This window comes from Clostridium sp., from assembly GCF_032576335.1.
Classification (GTDB): Bacteria; Bacillota; Clostridia; order Oscillospirales; family Acutalibacteraceae; genus Faecalispora.
Window position 1 is genome coordinate 1 of sequence record NZ_JAWFXC010000005.1, and the last position, 16,514, is coordinate 16,514.

Annotated in this window: 13 protein-coding genes, 1 tRNA gene and 1 other annotated feature; of the genes, 10 read left to right on the forward strand and 4 right to left on the reverse strand. The window is 41.3% G+C overall.

The window, feature by feature from the left end; all coding sequences use genetic code 11:
• Nucleotides 1-281 precede the first annotated feature (281 nt).
• Nucleotides 282-2,018, forward strand: coding sequence for an ABC transporter ATP-binding protein (locus E7L17_RS06700; protein ID WP_316322489.1), 1,737 nt, complete (start codon nucleotides 282-284; stop codon nucleotides 2,016-2,018).
• The gene (locus tag E7L17_RS06705) at nucleotides 2,015-3,760 is read left to right on the forward strand and encodes an ABC transporter ATP-binding protein (RefSeq protein ID WP_316322490.1); all 1,746 of its coding nucleotides are present in this window, start codon (nucleotides 2,015-2,017) and stop codon (nucleotides 3,758-3,760) included. The genes E7L17_RS06700 and E7L17_RS06705 overlap by 4 nt, the downstream gene beginning before the upstream one ends.
• Nucleotides 3,761-3,925: 165 nt before the next feature.
• Here the strand turns inward: E7L17_RS06705 and E7L17_RS06710 are convergent, their stop codons facing one another.
• On the reverse strand, nucleotides 3,926-4,885 hold the full coding sequence (locus E7L17_RS06710) for an ROK family glucokinase (protein WP_316322491.1): 960 nt from the start codon (nucleotides 4,883-4,885) through the stop codon (nucleotides 3,926-3,928).
• A gap of 256 nt (nucleotides 4,886-5,141) precedes the next feature.
• Between E7L17_RS06710 and E7L17_RS06715 the strand changes: the two genes are divergently transcribed.
• The 4 genes from E7L17_RS06715 to E7L17_RS06730 all read left to right on the forward strand — a co-directional run bounded on the left by E7L17_RS06715 (nucleotide 5,142) and on the right by E7L17_RS06730 (nucleotide 7,934).
• The gene (locus E7L17_RS06715; protein ID WP_316322492.1) at nucleotides 5,142-5,795 is read left to right on the forward strand and encodes a sugar transferase; all 654 of its coding nucleotides are present in this window, start codon (nucleotides 5,142-5,144) and stop codon (nucleotides 5,793-5,795) included.
• A gap of 183 nt (nucleotides 5,796-5,978) precedes the next feature.
• Nucleotides 5,979-6,065, forward strand: a tRNA-Leu gene (locus tag E7L17_RS06720).
• A gap of 155 nt (nucleotides 6,066-6,220) precedes the next feature.
• Nucleotides 6,221-7,033 (forward strand): putative RNA methyltransferase, encoded by an 813-nt coding sequence (locus E7L17_RS06725; RefSeq protein ID WP_316322493.1) that lies wholly within the window; start codon nucleotides 6,221-6,223, stop codon nucleotides 7,031-7,033.
• Between the two features lie 289 nt (nucleotides 7,034-7,322).
• Entirely contained in the window at nucleotides 7,323-7,934 is a 612-nt protein-coding gene (locus tag E7L17_RS06730) for a histidine phosphatase family protein (RefSeq protein ID WP_316322494.1), read from the forward strand.
• A gap of 268 nt (nucleotides 7,935-8,202) precedes the next feature.
• Here E7L17_RS06730 and E7L17_RS06735 read toward each other — a convergent pair whose 3' ends face one another.
• Both E7L17_RS06735 and E7L17_RS06740 read right to left on the reverse strand, forming a co-directional pair.
• A complete protein-coding gene (locus E7L17_RS06735; protein WP_316322495.1) occupies nucleotides 8,203-8,760 on the reverse strand; it encodes a hypothetical protein in 558 nt (185 codons plus the stop codon).
• Between the two features lie 190 nt (nucleotides 8,761-8,950).
• Nucleotides 8,951-10,237 carry a WG repeat-containing protein gene (locus tag E7L17_RS06740; protein ID WP_316322496.1) on the reverse strand — a complete coding sequence of 429 codons (1,287 nt, stop codon included), beginning with the start codon at nucleotides 10,235-10,237 and terminating at the stop codon, nucleotides 8,951-8,953.
• 222 nt (nucleotides 10,238-10,459) lie between these two features.
• Between E7L17_RS06740 and rsmH the strand changes: the two genes are divergently transcribed.
• The 4 genes from rsmH to E7L17_RS06760 all read left to right on the forward strand — a co-directional run bounded on the left by rsmH (nucleotide 10,460) and on the right by E7L17_RS06760 (nucleotide 15,885).
• Complete coding sequence (gene rsmH / locus E7L17_RS06745) at nucleotides 10,460-11,509, forward strand: 16S rRNA (cytosine(1402)-N(4))-methyltransferase RsmH (RefSeq protein ID WP_316322497.1); 1,050 nt, start codon at nucleotides 10,460-10,462, stop codon at nucleotides 11,507-11,509.
• Between the two features lie 286 nt (nucleotides 11,510-11,795).
• On the forward strand, nucleotides 11,796-12,008 hold the full coding sequence (locus E7L17_RS06750; protein ID WP_316322498.1) for a cold-shock protein: 213 nt from the start codon (nucleotides 11,796-11,798) through the stop codon (nucleotides 12,006-12,008).
• A gap of 54 nt (nucleotides 12,009-12,062) precedes the next feature.
• Nucleotides 12,063-13,382 (forward strand): DEAD/DEAH box helicase, encoded by a 1,320-nt coding sequence (locus tag E7L17_RS06755; protein WP_316322499.1) that lies wholly within the window; start codon nucleotides 12,063-12,065, stop codon nucleotides 13,380-13,382.
• A gap of 195 nt (nucleotides 13,383-13,577) precedes the next feature.
• Nucleotides 13,578-13,642 (forward strand) — a sequence feature (sodium ion sensor (DUF1646 type); this cis-regulatory element may regulate processes involved in with the transportation of sodium ions).
• 158 nt (nucleotides 13,643-13,800) lie between these two features.
• Nucleotides 13,801-15,885 carry a sodium-translocating pyrophosphatase gene (locus E7L17_RS06760; RefSeq protein ID WP_316322500.1) on the forward strand — a complete coding sequence of 695 codons (2,085 nt, stop codon included), beginning with the start codon at nucleotides 13,801-13,803 and terminating at the stop codon, nucleotides 15,883-15,885.
• Between the two features lie 317 nt (nucleotides 15,886-16,202).
• Here the strand turns inward: E7L17_RS06760 and E7L17_RS06765 are convergent, their stop codons facing one another.
• Nucleotides 16,203-16,448 carry an IreB family regulatory phosphoprotein gene (locus E7L17_RS06765; protein ID WP_085832906.1) on the reverse strand — a complete coding sequence of 82 codons (246 nt, stop codon included), beginning with the start codon at nucleotides 16,446-16,448 and terminating at the stop codon, nucleotides 16,203-16,205.
• Nucleotides 16,449-16,514: the final 66 nt, after the last annotated feature.

Consider the following 16,514-nt stretch of genomic DNA (forward strand, 5'->3'; position numbering starts at 1 on the left):
CTTAGAGGTAACAATAGTTTGTCCGCAGTTTTACGAAAGCGAACCGAAGGATTAATGATTGAATAACCTCACACCGCGCGCAAAAGCGAAGCTTTTGGCGGCTGAGAGAGCATTGAATCATCAGCTTAGTGGTACTAAATGCCAGATAGTAATTTATTAAGCTAGTATTTAAATAATAGAATTAATTAGAGAGAAACTGTGGAGATATCATTTTATAAGCATTGTTTTACAAATCTTTAAATTGTAAAACTAACATTACGAAATGAAGGGCCTGATCATTTTTGCGTGAACTTACTAAATACTTAAAATCATATCGAAAACAGGTAATTCTTGGTCCTATCTTTAAATTGATAGAAGCTATTTTTGAGCTAATTATACCAATAGTTACAGCGAGAATTATCGATCAAGGTGTTCTGAGGGCAGATGTACCGTATGTTTGGAAGATGGGCGGTGTTATGCTGCTGCTCGGTGTAGTAGGGCTGTGTTCAACTCTTGTCTGCCAGAAGATGGCTGCAGAGGCTTCTCAAGGCTTCGGAACCGTTTTACGTGGAGAATTATTTCGCCATATTAATACGCTCTCATATGCGGAAATTGACCGTTTTGGCACACCATCTTTAATCACCCGTTTAACGAACGATGTTAATCAGCTTCAGCTTGCAGTGGCAATGCTAATTCGGCTGGTAGTGCGTGCGCCGTTCCTCGCCATAGGTGCGGTAATTATGGCAATGACTATAGATGTACCGTTAGCAATTATTTTCGTTGTAGCAACTCCACTCATAGGTCTTGCTCTGTATTTGGTTATGAGTCGTTCCATCCCATTCTTTAAGTCCATACAAAAGAAATTGGATGTGATTTCTCGTTTATCGCGCGAAAGCTTGTCTGGCGTACGGGTTATCCGCGCTTTTTCAAGGCAAAAACAAGAGACAGAGCGTTTTACTGATGCTGCTGAGGAGCAGGCTGCCGTTGCCATTCGTGTTGGTAAACTATCCGCTTTGTTAAACCCAATTACATTCTCTATAGTGAACTTTTCTATTTTAGCGATTGTATGGTTTGGTGGCTATCGGGTGGATAATGGAGTCGTTTCTCAGGGTCAGATTGTGGCCTTGATTAACTACATGAACCAAACTTTTTTGGCTCTAGTAGTTGTTGCAAATTTAGTCGTTATTTTTACCAAAGCATCAGCTTCCGCATCCAGAGTAAACGAAGTGCTTCAAACGGAAACCGCAGTAAGAGAAACCACTCGTTCAGAAGAAGTTAAGACCATACCCGGTGCACCAAAGGTAGAGTTTTGCAATGTAAGTTTTTCTTATCATCAATCTGGAGAATATGCAATTAAGGACTGTAATATCGCAATTGCTCCCGGAGAAACCATAGGTATTATAGGTGGTACGGGTTCTGGCAAGTCAACTTTCGTTAATTTAATACCTCGTTTTTATGATGTTACGGAGGGTCAAGTTCTTCTTGACGGTGTAGATGTACGCGAATATCCGTTTCAAATATTACGAAATCGAGTTGGTATTGTACTTCAGCAATCTGAACTGTTTACTGGAACGATCGGAACAAACCTGAAATGGGGAAATGCGAACGCAACAGATGATGAATTGTGGTTGGCTCTCAAAACTGCGCAAGCAGAAGAATTTGTAAGGGCTTTGCCAAAGGGATTGTCATCGCCTGTTAGTCAAGGCGGTAAAAATTACTCGGGTGGTCAACGTCAGCGTTTAGCAATTGCCCGAACCCTAGCTAAGAATCCACAAGTGTTAATTCTTGATGATAGCTCAAGTGCATTGGATTTTGCAACAGATGCGGCCTTGCGTCGTGCTCTAAAAAATGATACTGCCGAAATGACCGTATTAATTGTGTCTCAGAGAGTGAGCTCAATTCGCCATGCAGACCGAATTATGGTACTCGATGATGGAGCTGTGGCTGGAATTGGTACTCATGAAGAGCTAGTTCAAGGCTGCCCGGTTTATCAGGAGATCTGCCTGTCGCAGATGAACCGTGAGGAGGTGGCAAAATGAACCGCACTATAATTGGTCGTGTAGCCGGGTATATGAAGCCTTATTTGGGGTATCTCGCAGGTGCATTACTCTGCGCTATTATTTATATATCTCTTTCATTATATGCTCCTATTCTCATTGGTCATGCAGTTGACCAAGTGGTTGAACCGGGTAAGGTAGATTTTGAGAGAATGCGGCAAATCCTTCTTTTGCTTGCTATTACCGTTGTTACAAGCGCGGTATTCCAATGGATTATGACCTATTGCACCAATCAAGCGACCTACCGCACGGTACGTGATTTACGCGTAAAGGCATATGAAAAGGTAAACCGCTTACCTTTAAAGTATATTGATGGCCACGCGCATGGAGATTTGGTCAGCCGTGTTGTGAATGATGTGGATCAAGTGTCAGATGGCTTGCTGCAAGGCATTACACAGCTGTTTACAGGTGTAGTAACAATAGTAGGCACACTGCTGTTCATGCTCACCATTAGCCCAGTAATTACACTCGTAGTGGTTTGCATAACTCCACTTTCATTGTTTGTGGCTGCTTTTATTGCGAAAATATCTAGAAAGCGCTTTTTTGACCAGCAAGCTTGCCAGGGAGAGCTTAGCGGACTAATTGAAGAAATGGTGGGCGGCATCAAAACCGTTCGGGCATTTCATTATGAAAATCGTGCAGAAAATACATTTGACGAAATTAATGACAGGTTGTACGAAGCAGGAGAAAAAGCACAATTTAATTCTTCACTTTCTAATCCATCTACACGTTTTGTAAATGGTATTGTATATACCTCGGTTGCGGTAATTGGAGCAATATGTGCCATCACTGGTGTTCCTACTCATTTAAGTGTAGGGCAGATTACTAGCTTTTTAGCATATGGCAACCAATACACAAAGCCATTTAATGAGGTGACCGCTGTGCTAACTCAAATTCAAACGGCATTTGCTTCTGCTCGCCGTTTATTTGAGGTGCTCGATGAAGAGGAAGAGCCGGCAGAGTCTGAAAATACCCAGCAGGTAAAGGGAAGCGACTATACGGTAACGTTTGATGATGTTAGTTTTTCATACCGCCCAAATACCAAGCTTTTGCAAGAAATTGATATAAATGCGCACGCAGGGCAGAGAATTGCTATTGTAGGTCCTACCGGTTGCGGCAAAACCACGATTATTAATCTGATTATGCGTTTTTATGATGTAGACAGTGGCAGCATTCGGGTGAACGATTCCGACATCCGCCAGATTTCGCGCAGCAGCCTTCGCTCTTTATTCGGTATGGTATTGCAGGATACGTGGCTTTTCTCTGGTACGATTCGTGATAACATCGCTTATGGCAAGCCGAATGCAACGTTGGAGGAAGTGGAAACAGCTGCAAAAGCGGCATTGGCGCATTCTTTTATTACCCGTTTGCCCAATGGCTATGATACGATGATTTCAGAGGATGGGGGAAACCTATCGCAAGGGCAACGGCAATTACTTTGTATTGCCCGGGTGATGCTCGTTGACCCGCCTATGCTAATACTCGACGAAGCAACCAGCAGTATTGATACCCGCACAGAACTGTTAGTGCAAAAGGCTTTTCAGCGTATGATGGAGGGGCGTACCAGCTTTGTAGTTGCTCATCGCCTTTCTACCATACAGGGAGCGGATTTGATTTTGGTTATGAATGCTGGCAAAATAATTGAGCAGGGAACACATGAGGAACTGCTTGCAAATAAAGGCTTTTATGCGAATTTGTATAACAGCCAATTTGCGGCGAGCTAATTCACACTCTCTAATATAATTCTGAACGGTTTCATAGTATCTTTTAATTGTATTCGAAGAATCCGTATAAAAGAGAAGAAGAATGCGTCTGTGCTCGGCATGTGTCGAGTTCAGGACGCATTCTTTGTTCTGCAATGTTATAGTTTTATGTATTTCGTAAAATAGTTATTGTCCACAAAGCTCCGCACCGGAGAGTGCCGCACCGATGATGCCTGCATCGTTTCCCAGCTTGGCGGTAACCAGCTTTGTCTGGATTGGAGAGTTGGTTACATACTGCTCTTTTTCTACGATTGCCTTTGTAGGTGCAAGCAGAGCTTCCCCCTCATGGCTAATTCCCCCGCCAATACAAATAGTATCTGGCTGCAAGCTGTTAATGATATTAATTAGCCCGCAGCTCAAGTCTCTGATATAAACCTCTACCACCTTTGCGCCAAGCACGTCACCCTTACGCATGGCATCGAATGCGCTTCTGCCTGAAATTTGGTTTAAATCTCCGTTAACCATCTGCCAAAGCGCGCTTTCATGGGCGGTATCCTGTTCCATAAGCTCACGTGTTGTTAGTATTAACCCCGTAGCGGAAGCATACTTTTCCCAACAGCCTCGTCTGCCGCAGTTGCAGGCGCGACCGTCACGTTCAATCACCATATGGCCCATTTCGCCAGCGGCGCCGTTTTGTCCGGCATAGATTTTACCGTTTAATATTAAGCCACTCCCAACACCCGTTCCAAGGGTAATGGCAACTGCATTGTGTGCCCCCTTAAGTGCTCCGGCCTTAAACTCGCCCCAGGCAGCAGCATTGGCATCGTTATCCACGCCAATGGGGAGGTGCAGGCGGCGTTCCAATTCCTCCCGAATGGGAAAATGACGAAACGGTAAGTTAGGTGTAAGCTCTACTACGCCGGAGTTACGATTTACCGAACCAGGACAGCCAATTCCCACTGCTTGTACGGTCTGTTCTGCCTCTGCGCAAGCGATTTGCGCGGCCAAAGCAATTCTGTCGCATAGCTCCTGTGGTGAGCAAGGAGCACCGGTGGGCATAGACTGTTTGGATAAAAGCTTGCCGTTACGGTCAATAACACCAGTCGCAATGTTTGTGCCGCCCAAATCAATGCCAAGATAACACATCGGAAAACCCCGTTTCTATCGTTATAATACAGGAAATATAATTTTACTTTCTTTCTATAACAATTATATCATCCCGTAGTAGTTTCGTAAATTGTTTCGTAAACGTCGACAAAAAGAAAAAGGATTTGACAAATGTTATTTCTTTGGGTACAGTTTAAAAAGAGAAAATTCTGCCATAATGATAGGTAGAAGCTTCCACGCAAAGTTTTTAAGGAAAATGGTGAAAAGTGTGCAATATCAGGAGTTACCCCAGTGGATGCAACAGGAAGAAATCAAACCTTATATTGAGCTGTTGAACCGGCAAAAGATCTCCTTGTTTTTTAAGCGAGTGTTTGACATTGTGGTTGCAGCATTGATTTTATTGGTTTTATCGCCGTTTTTTTTGTTGTTGGCAGTGGCGATTAAAATCGATTCCAAAGGTCCGGTTTTTTTTAGACAAGTACGGGTAGGCCTTAACGGGCAAGATTTTCGTATTTATAAGTTTCGCTCTATGGTACAGGATGCAGATAAAAAAGGTCTGGCGCTTACCACAGAAGGAGATTCACGAATCACGCGAGTGGGCAAGTTGATTCGAAAGTGCCGTTTGGATGAGTTCTCGCAGGTTCTAAATGTTCTGGATGGTACCATGAGCCTCGTGGGGCCAAGACCGGAGGTGCGTAAGTATGTAGATGCCTACAAGCCCGAGTACTTGGCAACCCTTTTGGTGCGTCCGGGCGTAACTGCAACGGCGAGTATCCATTTTAAGGATGAGGATGAACTGCTTAATTCTGGTGGCGATCCGGAAGAAATTTATATTAATGACATTCTGCCGGAAAAGATGCGTTATAACCTAGAATATCTCAATCGTATCTCTGTATGGCAAGATTTTAAGATTATGCTTCAAACGGTAGTCGCTGTTTTTAAACACTAATATTTTGTGCAAATTCTCCCATATAGCAGTAAATTTGCAATTGATTTTACGAGCCGGTTGTGCTATAATATCTTCACGCCGTTTTTAATGTATATTTTTACGGTGGAAGATTGCATAGATGCTCCGGTTCGTAATTGCTTTTTGAGTGTATGAATCGCAGTTTATGCAATGTAATCGTTATTTGCTGGTGTGGCGAAATCGGCAGACGCAAGGGACTTAAAATCCCTCGGTGGCAACACCGTACCGGTTCAAGTCCGGTCACCAGCACCAAAGGAAAATCCGCATGAGTCTTAGGATTCAGCGGGTTTTTCTTGTTTTTGAATATAGAAATAATTTACCCATGAAGCAGATTTTAAAGTTTTGTATAAAACAAACGTGAAAAAAATAATAACAATCTACTTAATAAAATAATATGAGGTGGAACCTTGAACTTTTCTTGTCCCAAATGCTTAACAAACCTTAATCAAAGCCAAAACACGCTTCAATGCGAAAATGGGCATAGTTACGACATTGCGAAATCTGGTTATGTCAATCTTCTAATGGCACAAAAACGCTCTTCTCACACATTTGGTGATGACAAAGCTATGGTGGAAGCTCGTAAAGCTTTTTTAGACGGAGGACATTATGAGCCTTTAAAAAATATGCTTTGTGAAATCATAAAAAACTATTTTCCCTTGCAAAAAAAAGCAGTTATTCTAGATTGTGGCTGTGGTGAGGGATATTATACACAAGGATTGCTTGATACGAAAAGAGCCTTAACCCTATTTGGTATTGATATTTCAAAAAACGCTGTCATTCATGCTGCAAAGCGTTGTCGCGACGAAAGTGCTCTCTTTGCTGTTGCAAATGCTTTTAAAGTGCCACTTGCTGACGGCTCTTGCGATGGCATTGTGTCTATATTTGCGCCGTATTCTATAGATGAAGTTAAGAGATTGATGTCCCCTTGTGGTTTTTTTATAGAAGTTTCTCCAACAGAAGACCACTTGATTGGATTAAAAGCTGCTGTTTATGACGAAACGTATCTAAATACACCGCCTATCCATCCAGAGGGAATGACTTTAATCGAACGAAAATCAATTTGCTACACGTTGAAATTGCATAATAATTCAGAAATTCAAAACCTTTTTACAATGACACCATATACTCGAAAGACATCACAACATGATAAAGCAAAGTTAGATAAACTTAACGAGCTTTCAACTCTTGTGGGATTTTATATTTCTGTTTATCGGTTGTAAATTGTTTTCTATTATAGTTTAACATCTATAATAGTTGCTTTGATAAATATGAATTAGAAAAGAAGTCGGACAACCTTATAAATATTTGACTTAAAATGTCAATCCGAAATCGCCAGTGGGTAGAAGAAGGGGTGCTTGATAATTGGGTTTACTACTCCCGTTTTTCATAGATGCACACCCTCATGTTGAGAGAACAATCAGATACACATCATTGATAAACCGGTCATGATACAGGTAAAATATCATGACCGGTTTTTTAAGTGTAATTTATTGCTAATTGGAGACTGTTATGAAAAGAATAATAACAATTCAACACACTCAATCCGTCCATCATACCAATGGTATGGTTGGTTCTTGGACTGACTGGGATTTATCAGAGCTAGGAAAAGAACAAGCAGAAAATATCGGTAAAAATCTCTCTTCTGAATTAGGCGAAGAAAAGTTTATAATGTATTCTTCAGATTTACTTCGTGCAAGACGTACTGCCGAAATTGTAGCAACACATTTAAACGCTGAATTGGTGATTCGTGATGCTTTAAGGGAGCGTAACTTGGGTTCGGCAGTTGGAAAGTCGGTACAATGGTTGCGTGAAAATATGGAGTGCCAAGAGTCTACTGTTGACGACAAAATGTTTCGTGATGCTGAGTCTCGTAGAGATGTGTGGAACAGGTTACAACCTCTATTTAATGAAATTTTGAATGGTGAAAACGAAAACGTTATTATAGTATCGCATGGAGATACATTGAGTGTATTTAATGCCATTTGGCTTGGATTTGAAGTTGAAAAGCTGAATAAATATGACTTATTTGGTATGTCGGGAGGTGTTACATTTATGCAAGAGAATACGAATGGCAAACATGTAATAAGAAAACTGAGTGATATGTCTTACATGAGAATATGAAGCATTACAAAAAATCACGGAGCAAAAACTCCGTGATTTTTATAAAAACTGGTTGTTTACTCATGGCGAACATAAGCTGCAAGGTATGATTAGCGTTATTATGTAATTGATAGAACAATTTAGATGGGAAATGATGAGGCTTTTTATGAACATTAAGATTATATTCAGGAGATAGAGAGTCAATAAATCACCGATAATGCCTTAGTTTATCTCTTTTAATATACCAAATCTTTATGTTACTATTGTACGTCAATAGGTGGATTCAATTTTAATCGCACGATATGGAGTACCTGTATTCATCCCCTATCTTATTTTTTACAACATGCTCCTCCTCGACAAGATCATTTAAAATACTGTGAATGCTTTTCGAGATGTCATACGGTAGATCGCTTGGAGTGGCACCTGCTCGCCTTACTGACTCAATAAACGCCTGGACTAAATCGTCTTCTGTCGCTGTTTCTAGTTTCCTCAAATTATGGAAAATCGATTTTTCTACTTGATCTATCATCCCCTGTATTAAATCGGTAATATCGTCTAACCAATCATATACTTCCTTGATTCGTTGCGTGTTATCTATGGCATTAATAATATCAATTTCTGTCGAGCCAAATTCTTTTATTGCAGATAATGATTCAAGGGCATCCACGGCATAAGAAAAATTTTCTGCCAAGTTGCCATTTTGTTTTATAGTTTCTATGTTTTTTTGCCAGCGTTCTATGTGCGGTACAATCACTAATTCATATTCTTTTTGGCATTTGTCGCACAATTTCATCGAATTTAAATTTAAAAATAGACCTTGCTTTTTACAATGGGCACATTTAGCCATAAGTTCCTCCAATATGGTAAGATTTTTTATTAAGTTAAATAAAAATGATAAGGTGAAGCCCTACAATTTTATTACTTGCGAATAAATGATGGATGGAAATAACGTAAATACAAAAGACGAATTTAAAATTGTACACCATGATAAATAGAATAAAAAACTGTTTGTCGGGGTGCATTTTATTTGAACAGTTCTATTTTATCTTCCAAATTGTACTGGTACCATTTTGCTCTTTTGCAATGATGTACCCATCATTATAGTGAATACTGGAATATTTTATGGGGAGCAGTTCGTTTCCTTTTTTATCAATCATCCCGAATGTATCGGAAAGGTTATAAGATTGATAAGTGTTCTTTCCGATGATTGCAAAACCATTTTGAAAATCCTGAAGGGTATTGTTTGAATAATGAAGTATGGTTTTTCCGCTCTTATCAATTACGCTGTAATTTTTATTTAGCTCATTTGTGGTTTTTACAATGGATAGGCCATCTGAAAAAGGAGACACGCTAAAATAATTGAGAGGAATCACGACTTTTCCAGTGGTATTAATAAAACCGTATTTATAAACAACTTTTTCTTTATTTGACTGCGCAACAAAGGCGAGTCCCCCAGAAAATTCGCTAATATTATCGTAGGTGGGCTGTAAAATAACGTTTCCCTGCTTGTTAATGATTCCTTTTTTATCGCCTTGTTCAATAACGGCCAAACCCTCATGGAAGCTTTGAACATAATCGTATCTCATGGGTATCACAACTTTCCCCTGAGCGTTGATAAAACCATGTTTGTCATTTTTACAAACGGCTGCGAATCCCTCCGAAAAGCTGTCGGCATAATCATAAATTAGAGGAACAACGACTTTACCGTTTTTGTCAACAAATCCGTATTTGTTGTTTTTCGCTACTACGGCCAGCCCCTCTGAAAAGCCCTTTGCTTCGTCATAAATGAGCGGAACAGTTACCTTACCTTCTTTATTAATGAAACCGGTTTTATAGCCGATTTGCGTTGAGCTGGGCAATCCTGCAATTGGCTTTTGAACATATTGATATTTCGTGCCTACTAAGGCTAGGCCTTGTGAGAAACCTTCCGCTTTATCATAGATAAGTGGAATAACGGTTTCTCCCTTTGTATTGAGAAATCCCCATTTATCAATTCCTCGCCCAAGGTCAAGTGTGCCCGTATCGCTGTTGTTGTCGGTATCCATTCCAACCCGTACATAACCATCAGAAACGTTTGACATCTGATGGTATTTTGGCGAAATCACTTCGTTCCCTGCTGTATCGATGAGTCCAAAGAGTTCATATTTCTTACTTTTATCCGCGTATTGGCTAACCTTTGAAAATCCGCCTGAGAACCCCCATAGTGTTCGATATTGCAAATTGTCTTTTACAAGAGTTAACTCACTGGGTGTTGTTTGAGCATATGTGGTTGATGACAGTGCAATTGCGAAAGCAAAAAATAATGTGAAGGCCTTCCTTTTCATTCCAAAATCTCCCGATTCCAATCGTTAATAATTGAATTATTATACCATAATTAACCACAATATAGAACAAAGATTTTTATAGAGATATTACGCATCGACACATAGATTTACCTAACAAATTAGATTCAAATGTTGTACCGCACATGGATAGACAGTATAATAGAATTATAAAAAGGATTAAACGATTGATTAACATAAAGAGGAAAGAAAGGAACGTTTTATATGGAGAATCCAGAGCAGAAGCACCAACGGCGCCCGCGGTACAAAGGGACGCATCCAAGGAATTTTAAAGAGAAATACAAAGAGCTAGAGCCGGAAAAATATGCCGATACGATTGAGAAGATAATTCAAAAGGGCAATACACCTGCCGGAATGCACATTTCTATTTGTGTGAAAGAGATATTGGATTTTCTGCAAATAAAGCCCGGACAAACCGGTTTAGACGCTACCTTAGGGTATGGTGGCCATACCTTAGAAATGCTGAAATGCTTGCAGTCAAAAGGCCGTTTGATTGCCCTTGACGCAGACCCCATTGAATTAGTAAAGACCCGGGAGCGCTTGCAAAAGCTAGGCTACGGGCCAGAAATCTTAACCATTAAGCAGCTTAATTTTGCAAACATTGATCAAGTAGCTGCTGAGGAGGGCCCCTTCGATTTTGTGTTAGCCGATTTGGGGCTTTCGTCCATGCAAATTGATAATCCCGAGAGGGGGTTTACCTTTAAAAGGGAAGGCCCGCTAGATTTGCGCCTGAATCCTGAAAAAGGAATCTCTGGTGCTGAGCGATTAAAAGAGTTAACACGGGATGAATTGGAAGGAATGCTCATAGAGAATGCAGATGAACCATATGCGGCCCAAATCGCAAATACGATTGTGACTAAATTACGAAAAGGTGTTCCCATTGAAACAACCACTCAGCTTCGCCTTGTAATTGAAGAAGCTCTAAAGTTTGTTCCGAAGGATCAGCGCACAGAGGTCATTCGTAAATCGAGCCAAAGAACCTTCCAGGCTCTGCGGATTGATGTAAACAGTGAGTTTGAAGTGTTATATGAGTTTTTAGAAAAGCTGCCGAATGTATTGGCTAAGGGGGGACGAGTCGCCATTTTATCCTTCCATTCGGGGGAGGACAGGCTCGTTAAAAAGTCGTTCAAAGCGTTGCATCGCGAAGGGGCGTACAGCGAAATTTCTACAGAGATAATACGGCCTACCTTAGAAGAGTGCAATCGGAACAGTCGTGCTCGCTCTGCAAAATTGCGGTGGGCGATTAAAGCCTGAATGACGCATCCTATTTAATTCAAAGTTATTACTTTAATACAAAGCTTTTATTTACTGAATGCTTTTTTAAAAAAGAAATAAACGGAAATGTTACAATTAAAATAATAGTTCTTTTAAAATAAAAGTTGACGAAAGAGACAATGTGTGTTACATTTAATAGGTATTCTAAAAATGTTACATTGTCTCACATGTTTTTGTAAGTCATTGATTCGTTTAATGAGTTATAGAAATGTGTGTTTTTTTGTGCAGTGGTAGGTGCAAATAGAAAAATGGAGGTACCACTCATATGAATTCTGGTACAGTAAAATGGTTTAATTCCGAAAAAGGATTTGGTTTTATCTCAAATGATGACGGCGGTGAAGATGTATTCGTTCACTTTTCTGCCATTCAGTCTGAAGGCTATAAGAGCCTGAATGAAGGCGATAAGGTAACTTTCGACACAGAGCAGGACCCGAAAAACAGCAAAAAGCTGCGTGCTGTAAACGTGAAATTAGCTTAAGACCATCGAATGAGAGAGGTCACCATTTCCAACTTGGATATGGCGGCTTTTCTTTTGTTTACAATCAATAAACGTATTGAAGAAATGGAGATTATGATTATTACTAACTTTGATCAATTTGGTTTTACACCGGAACTAATGCAAGGTATTACAAAAATGGGGTTTCAAAACCCTTCTCCTGTACAGGCAGCGGCAATAGCTCCCATGCTAGAGAAACAGGATTTATTGGTGCAGGCACCGACCGGAACCGGAAAAACAGCGGCGTTTGGTCTGCCGGTTTTAGAAAATGCGGACCCCGAAAACCGCCAAATTCAAACGGTGATTCTCTGCCCAACACGCGAACTGGCACTGCAAACCTGCAGTGTGTTAAAACAAATGTCTATCTTTAAAAAGGGGATTCGCATTCTGGCTTTGTATGGAGGAGAACCCATTCAAAGGCAGATTATGGCGCTGAAGCGCTGCCCGCAAATTGTGGTTGCTACCCCTGGTCGCTTAATGGACCATATGCGCAGAAGAACCACCCGATTAAACCGTGTAAACAGCATCGTGCTTGATGAAGCGGATCAAATGCTGGACATGGGCTTTCGTGAAGATATTCACTCTATTTTGGAGTGTGTTCCGCAGGAGCGGCAAACGGTATTGTTTTCAGCAACTTTGTCCGACGAGATTAAAAAAATTGCAGAGCAGTACCAAAAAGATACACAGCATATTTGCATTCAGCAGAATGTAAATAAAGTAGAAAAAGTGGAGCAGTATTTCTGTGAGGTACGAGGAAATGCAAAGTTCTCTAGCTTGATGCAGTTAATGGAGAAGAAGCAATACGAGCTTTCACTCATCTTTGTTTCTACAAAAGTGATGGCAGACACACTTGCGAATCAGTTAACCGATGCCGGACACCCAGCAGAGGCAATTCATGGTGACTTGCGCCAAAGACAGCGCGACCAAGTAATGCAGCGCTACCGCAATGGTAGAGTGAAAACACTTGTAGCAACCGATGTTGCCGCCCGTGGTATTGATGTTGGCGGAATCGACGTTGTTATCAACTATGACATTCCTGGTGACTCTGACAGCTATGTGCACCGCATTGGGCGCACCGGTCGTGCAAATCAGAGCGGCGTTGCGTATACGCTCATTTACCCCAGAGAACGTGGCAAGCTGCATATGATTATGAGAAATACCAAAGCCAACATTACGCCCTGTGCGTTAGATGGAAAGGCACTCTTGCCGGATATTCAAAATCCTCATAAGCAACCGAAAGAAAGTAATTTCAGAAAAGAAAATAAACGGCATGAGAATTATAATAAATCCAAATCCCCCAAAAAACCTTGGAGGAGCGGACAGCCGTCTCGCAGGCGGCATGCAGAGAAAGCCTAATCAATATTAAGAGTAAAAAGCTTGCCATCAGTGAATTTCTACTGACTTGTGCGGGCTTTTTTTTATTTATTATTTAAGGCCGAAATTTACGTTTGTTTCAAAATGATGTCGATAAATCTTGCGAAAGATTGTTTAAAACTGTTGACAAAATGAAATAGAAGTTGTAGAATTAGCACAATTAAATATCTCTTTTCCGGTTGGGCAGTTTTCATATGAATTTGATAACTGTTTTCAAGATTTGTAGCTTAGGGTGGAGGCTTCGTTTGAAGCTTTTACCCTTTTTTGTTTTGAAAATGGCTATCAGCATCCACTTTGAAAGGAGGAAAAATAACGACCCGATTTTTCAGAAAAGAGAAATAGAAAATAATATGTTTTTATCAATTGTTTAGGACTTGAGAAGAAAAAGGAGGGAACCCCATTGCAAAATTTGTTTTGGGTTGGTTTTGTCGGGTTTATCCTGGCCATTTTTTTTGCATTTTTGCAAGAAAAGAAAGTAATGAAATATTCAGAAGGTACCGCTGAAATGAAAAAGATAGCGGCATCTATCCGTGCAGGTGCAAATGCCTATTTAAAGCAGCAATACTCTGCGGTTGCAAAAGTGTTTGTGATTGTATTTATAATTCTGTTAGGGATGGCATTTTTTACAGATGGACAAATGCTCTCCAAATTCACTCCGTTTGCTTTTTTATCGGGTGGTATTTGGTCCATGCTCGCAGGCCTTATCGGTATGAAAATCGCTACCAACGCGAATGCTCGTACGGCTCAGGCGGCCTCTGAAAGCTTAAATAAGGGCTTGCGTGTTGCGTTTTCTTCCGGCTCAGTAATGGGCTTTACTGTGGTAGGTTTAGGAATCCTCGATATTTCAATCTGGTTCCATGTGTTGCACTATGGTTTTGGCATTACCGATGCCACCCAACTGGGTAATATTATGGTTATGAACGGCATGGGCGCTTCTTTTATGGCGTTGTTTGCTCGTGTTGGTGGTGGAATCTATACCAAAGCGGCTGACGTTGGTGCCGATTTGGTTGGTAAGGTAGAAGCAGGCATTCCGGAGGATGACCCCCGTAACCCCGCTACCATTGCAGATAATGTAGGGGACAATGTAGGCGATGTTGCCGGAATGGGTGCAGACCTTTATGAATCTTATGTTGGTTCTATTTTAGCAACCTTTGCTCTGGCTGCCGCTGCTGGTTATGGGTTTAGCGGAATGCTTTTGCCGATGCTGCTGGCAGTATGCGGTATTGCTTGTTCCATTATCGGCTCCTTCTTCGTGAAAACAAAGGAAGATGCAACCCAAAAATCACTTCTTACTTCCCTGCGTACCGGAACCTATTTGGCAGCGGTATTGTCTGCCATTGTAGCAGCACCCCTAACGTATTACACGGTTGGTAATTGGGGCGTGTATGTTGCTATCCTGTGCGGCTTGATTGGTGGTTGCGCAATTGGTTATTTTACAGAATACTATACGTCAGATACCTATAAGCCGACTCAAGATCTTGCCGCTTCGTCTGAGACTGGCTCCGCTACTGTAATCATTGGCGGCTTGTCTTTGGGAATGCGTTCCACTGCAGCTTCCATTCTCATTGTTGTTGCAGCGGTAATCATTAGTTTCTTTGCTTCTGGTGGTGGAACTAGCTACAACTTGGGTCTGTACGGTATTGGTATTGCTGCTGTGGGAATGCTTTCCACATTGGGCATTACACTTGCAACGGATGCTTACGGACCGGTTGCAGATAATGCTGGCGGTATTGCTGAGATGGCCGGTTTGCCTGAGCAGGTACGCGAGCGTACCGATGCACTCGATTCCCTTGGCAATACAACGGCTGCAACGGGTAAGGGCTTTGCGATTGGCTCTGCCTCTTTAACTGCTTTGGCACTATTGGTCTCCTATGTAAATATTGTAAACGAAAAAGGTTTTACAATGGATCTCTCTTTAACCAACCCCACTGTGTTGGTTGGTTTGTTTATTGGCGCAATGCTTGCCTTTGTATTCTCTGCTTTTACCATGAGTGCAGTGCAGGTTGCCGCAGAGTCTATTGTTATGGAAGTTCGCCGCCAGTTTAAAGAAATAGCCGGCATTATGGAAGGAACAACAGAACCCGACTATGAGGCCTGCGTTAGCCTTTGCACAAAAGGCGCATTGCGCCAGATGATTGCCCCCGCGATGTTGGCAATTATAGTACCAATACTTACCGGCCTTATTTTAGGCGCGGAAGGCGTTGTAGGACTTTTGGGCGGCGTTTCGGTTACCGGTTTTGCGATGGCAGTATTTATGTCGAACGCTGGTGGCGCATGGGATAATGCCAAAAAGTACATTGAGGCTGGTCACCATGGTGGAAAAGGCTCCGATTGCCATAAAGCCGCTGTGGTAGGCGATACGGTTGGTGATCCTTTTAAAGATACCTCTGGCCCGTCCCTCAATATTTTAATCAAGCTCTGCTCTACGGTTTCGATTGTATTCTCTGGTTTAATTCTTTCGTTTAATTTGATGGGTTTACTGTAATCGAATACGCAAGCAGCATACAATCTTAATCATGCAAAAGAAAAGACGAACACTGTAACAGTGTTCGTCTTTTTGTTTTGTTTAATATACGTTGGGGAGTCTAGCGATTTATAAGTACCATTTTATAGCTGAAGAGAGATAGGGTTAAAAGCTTTATAAATAAAAGTTATTCTAGCCGTTCATTTGAATAAAAGCAAAGCCCCTTACAAAGGAAATGTTTCGCACAGAAAATAAAATATGGAAAGCCAGCGCAAAGCGCTGGCTTTCCCAAAATCATATCCATCATTTGTACCGCAAAATTAATGCGTAGCTGCTGATTATTCCCCTAAATAGGATTTTAGCAGCACTTGCAGCAGTTCGTCACGGTCAATGCGGCGAATCAGGCTGCGGGCATTATTATGCGCCGTGATATACGTAGGATCCTCAGAGAGAATGTACCCTACGATTTGGTTGATTGGGTTATATCCTTTCTCTTTTAAGGAATCGTAGACGGTAGTCAGGATGTTTTTAATATCCTCCTCACGGTCGCCGGGAAAGGAAAAAGTCATTGTTTTATCGAACATGGATACACCTCCAGTATCGTAATCATACAATATTTCACGGTGGAAAACAAGAGGAATTCGTTACAA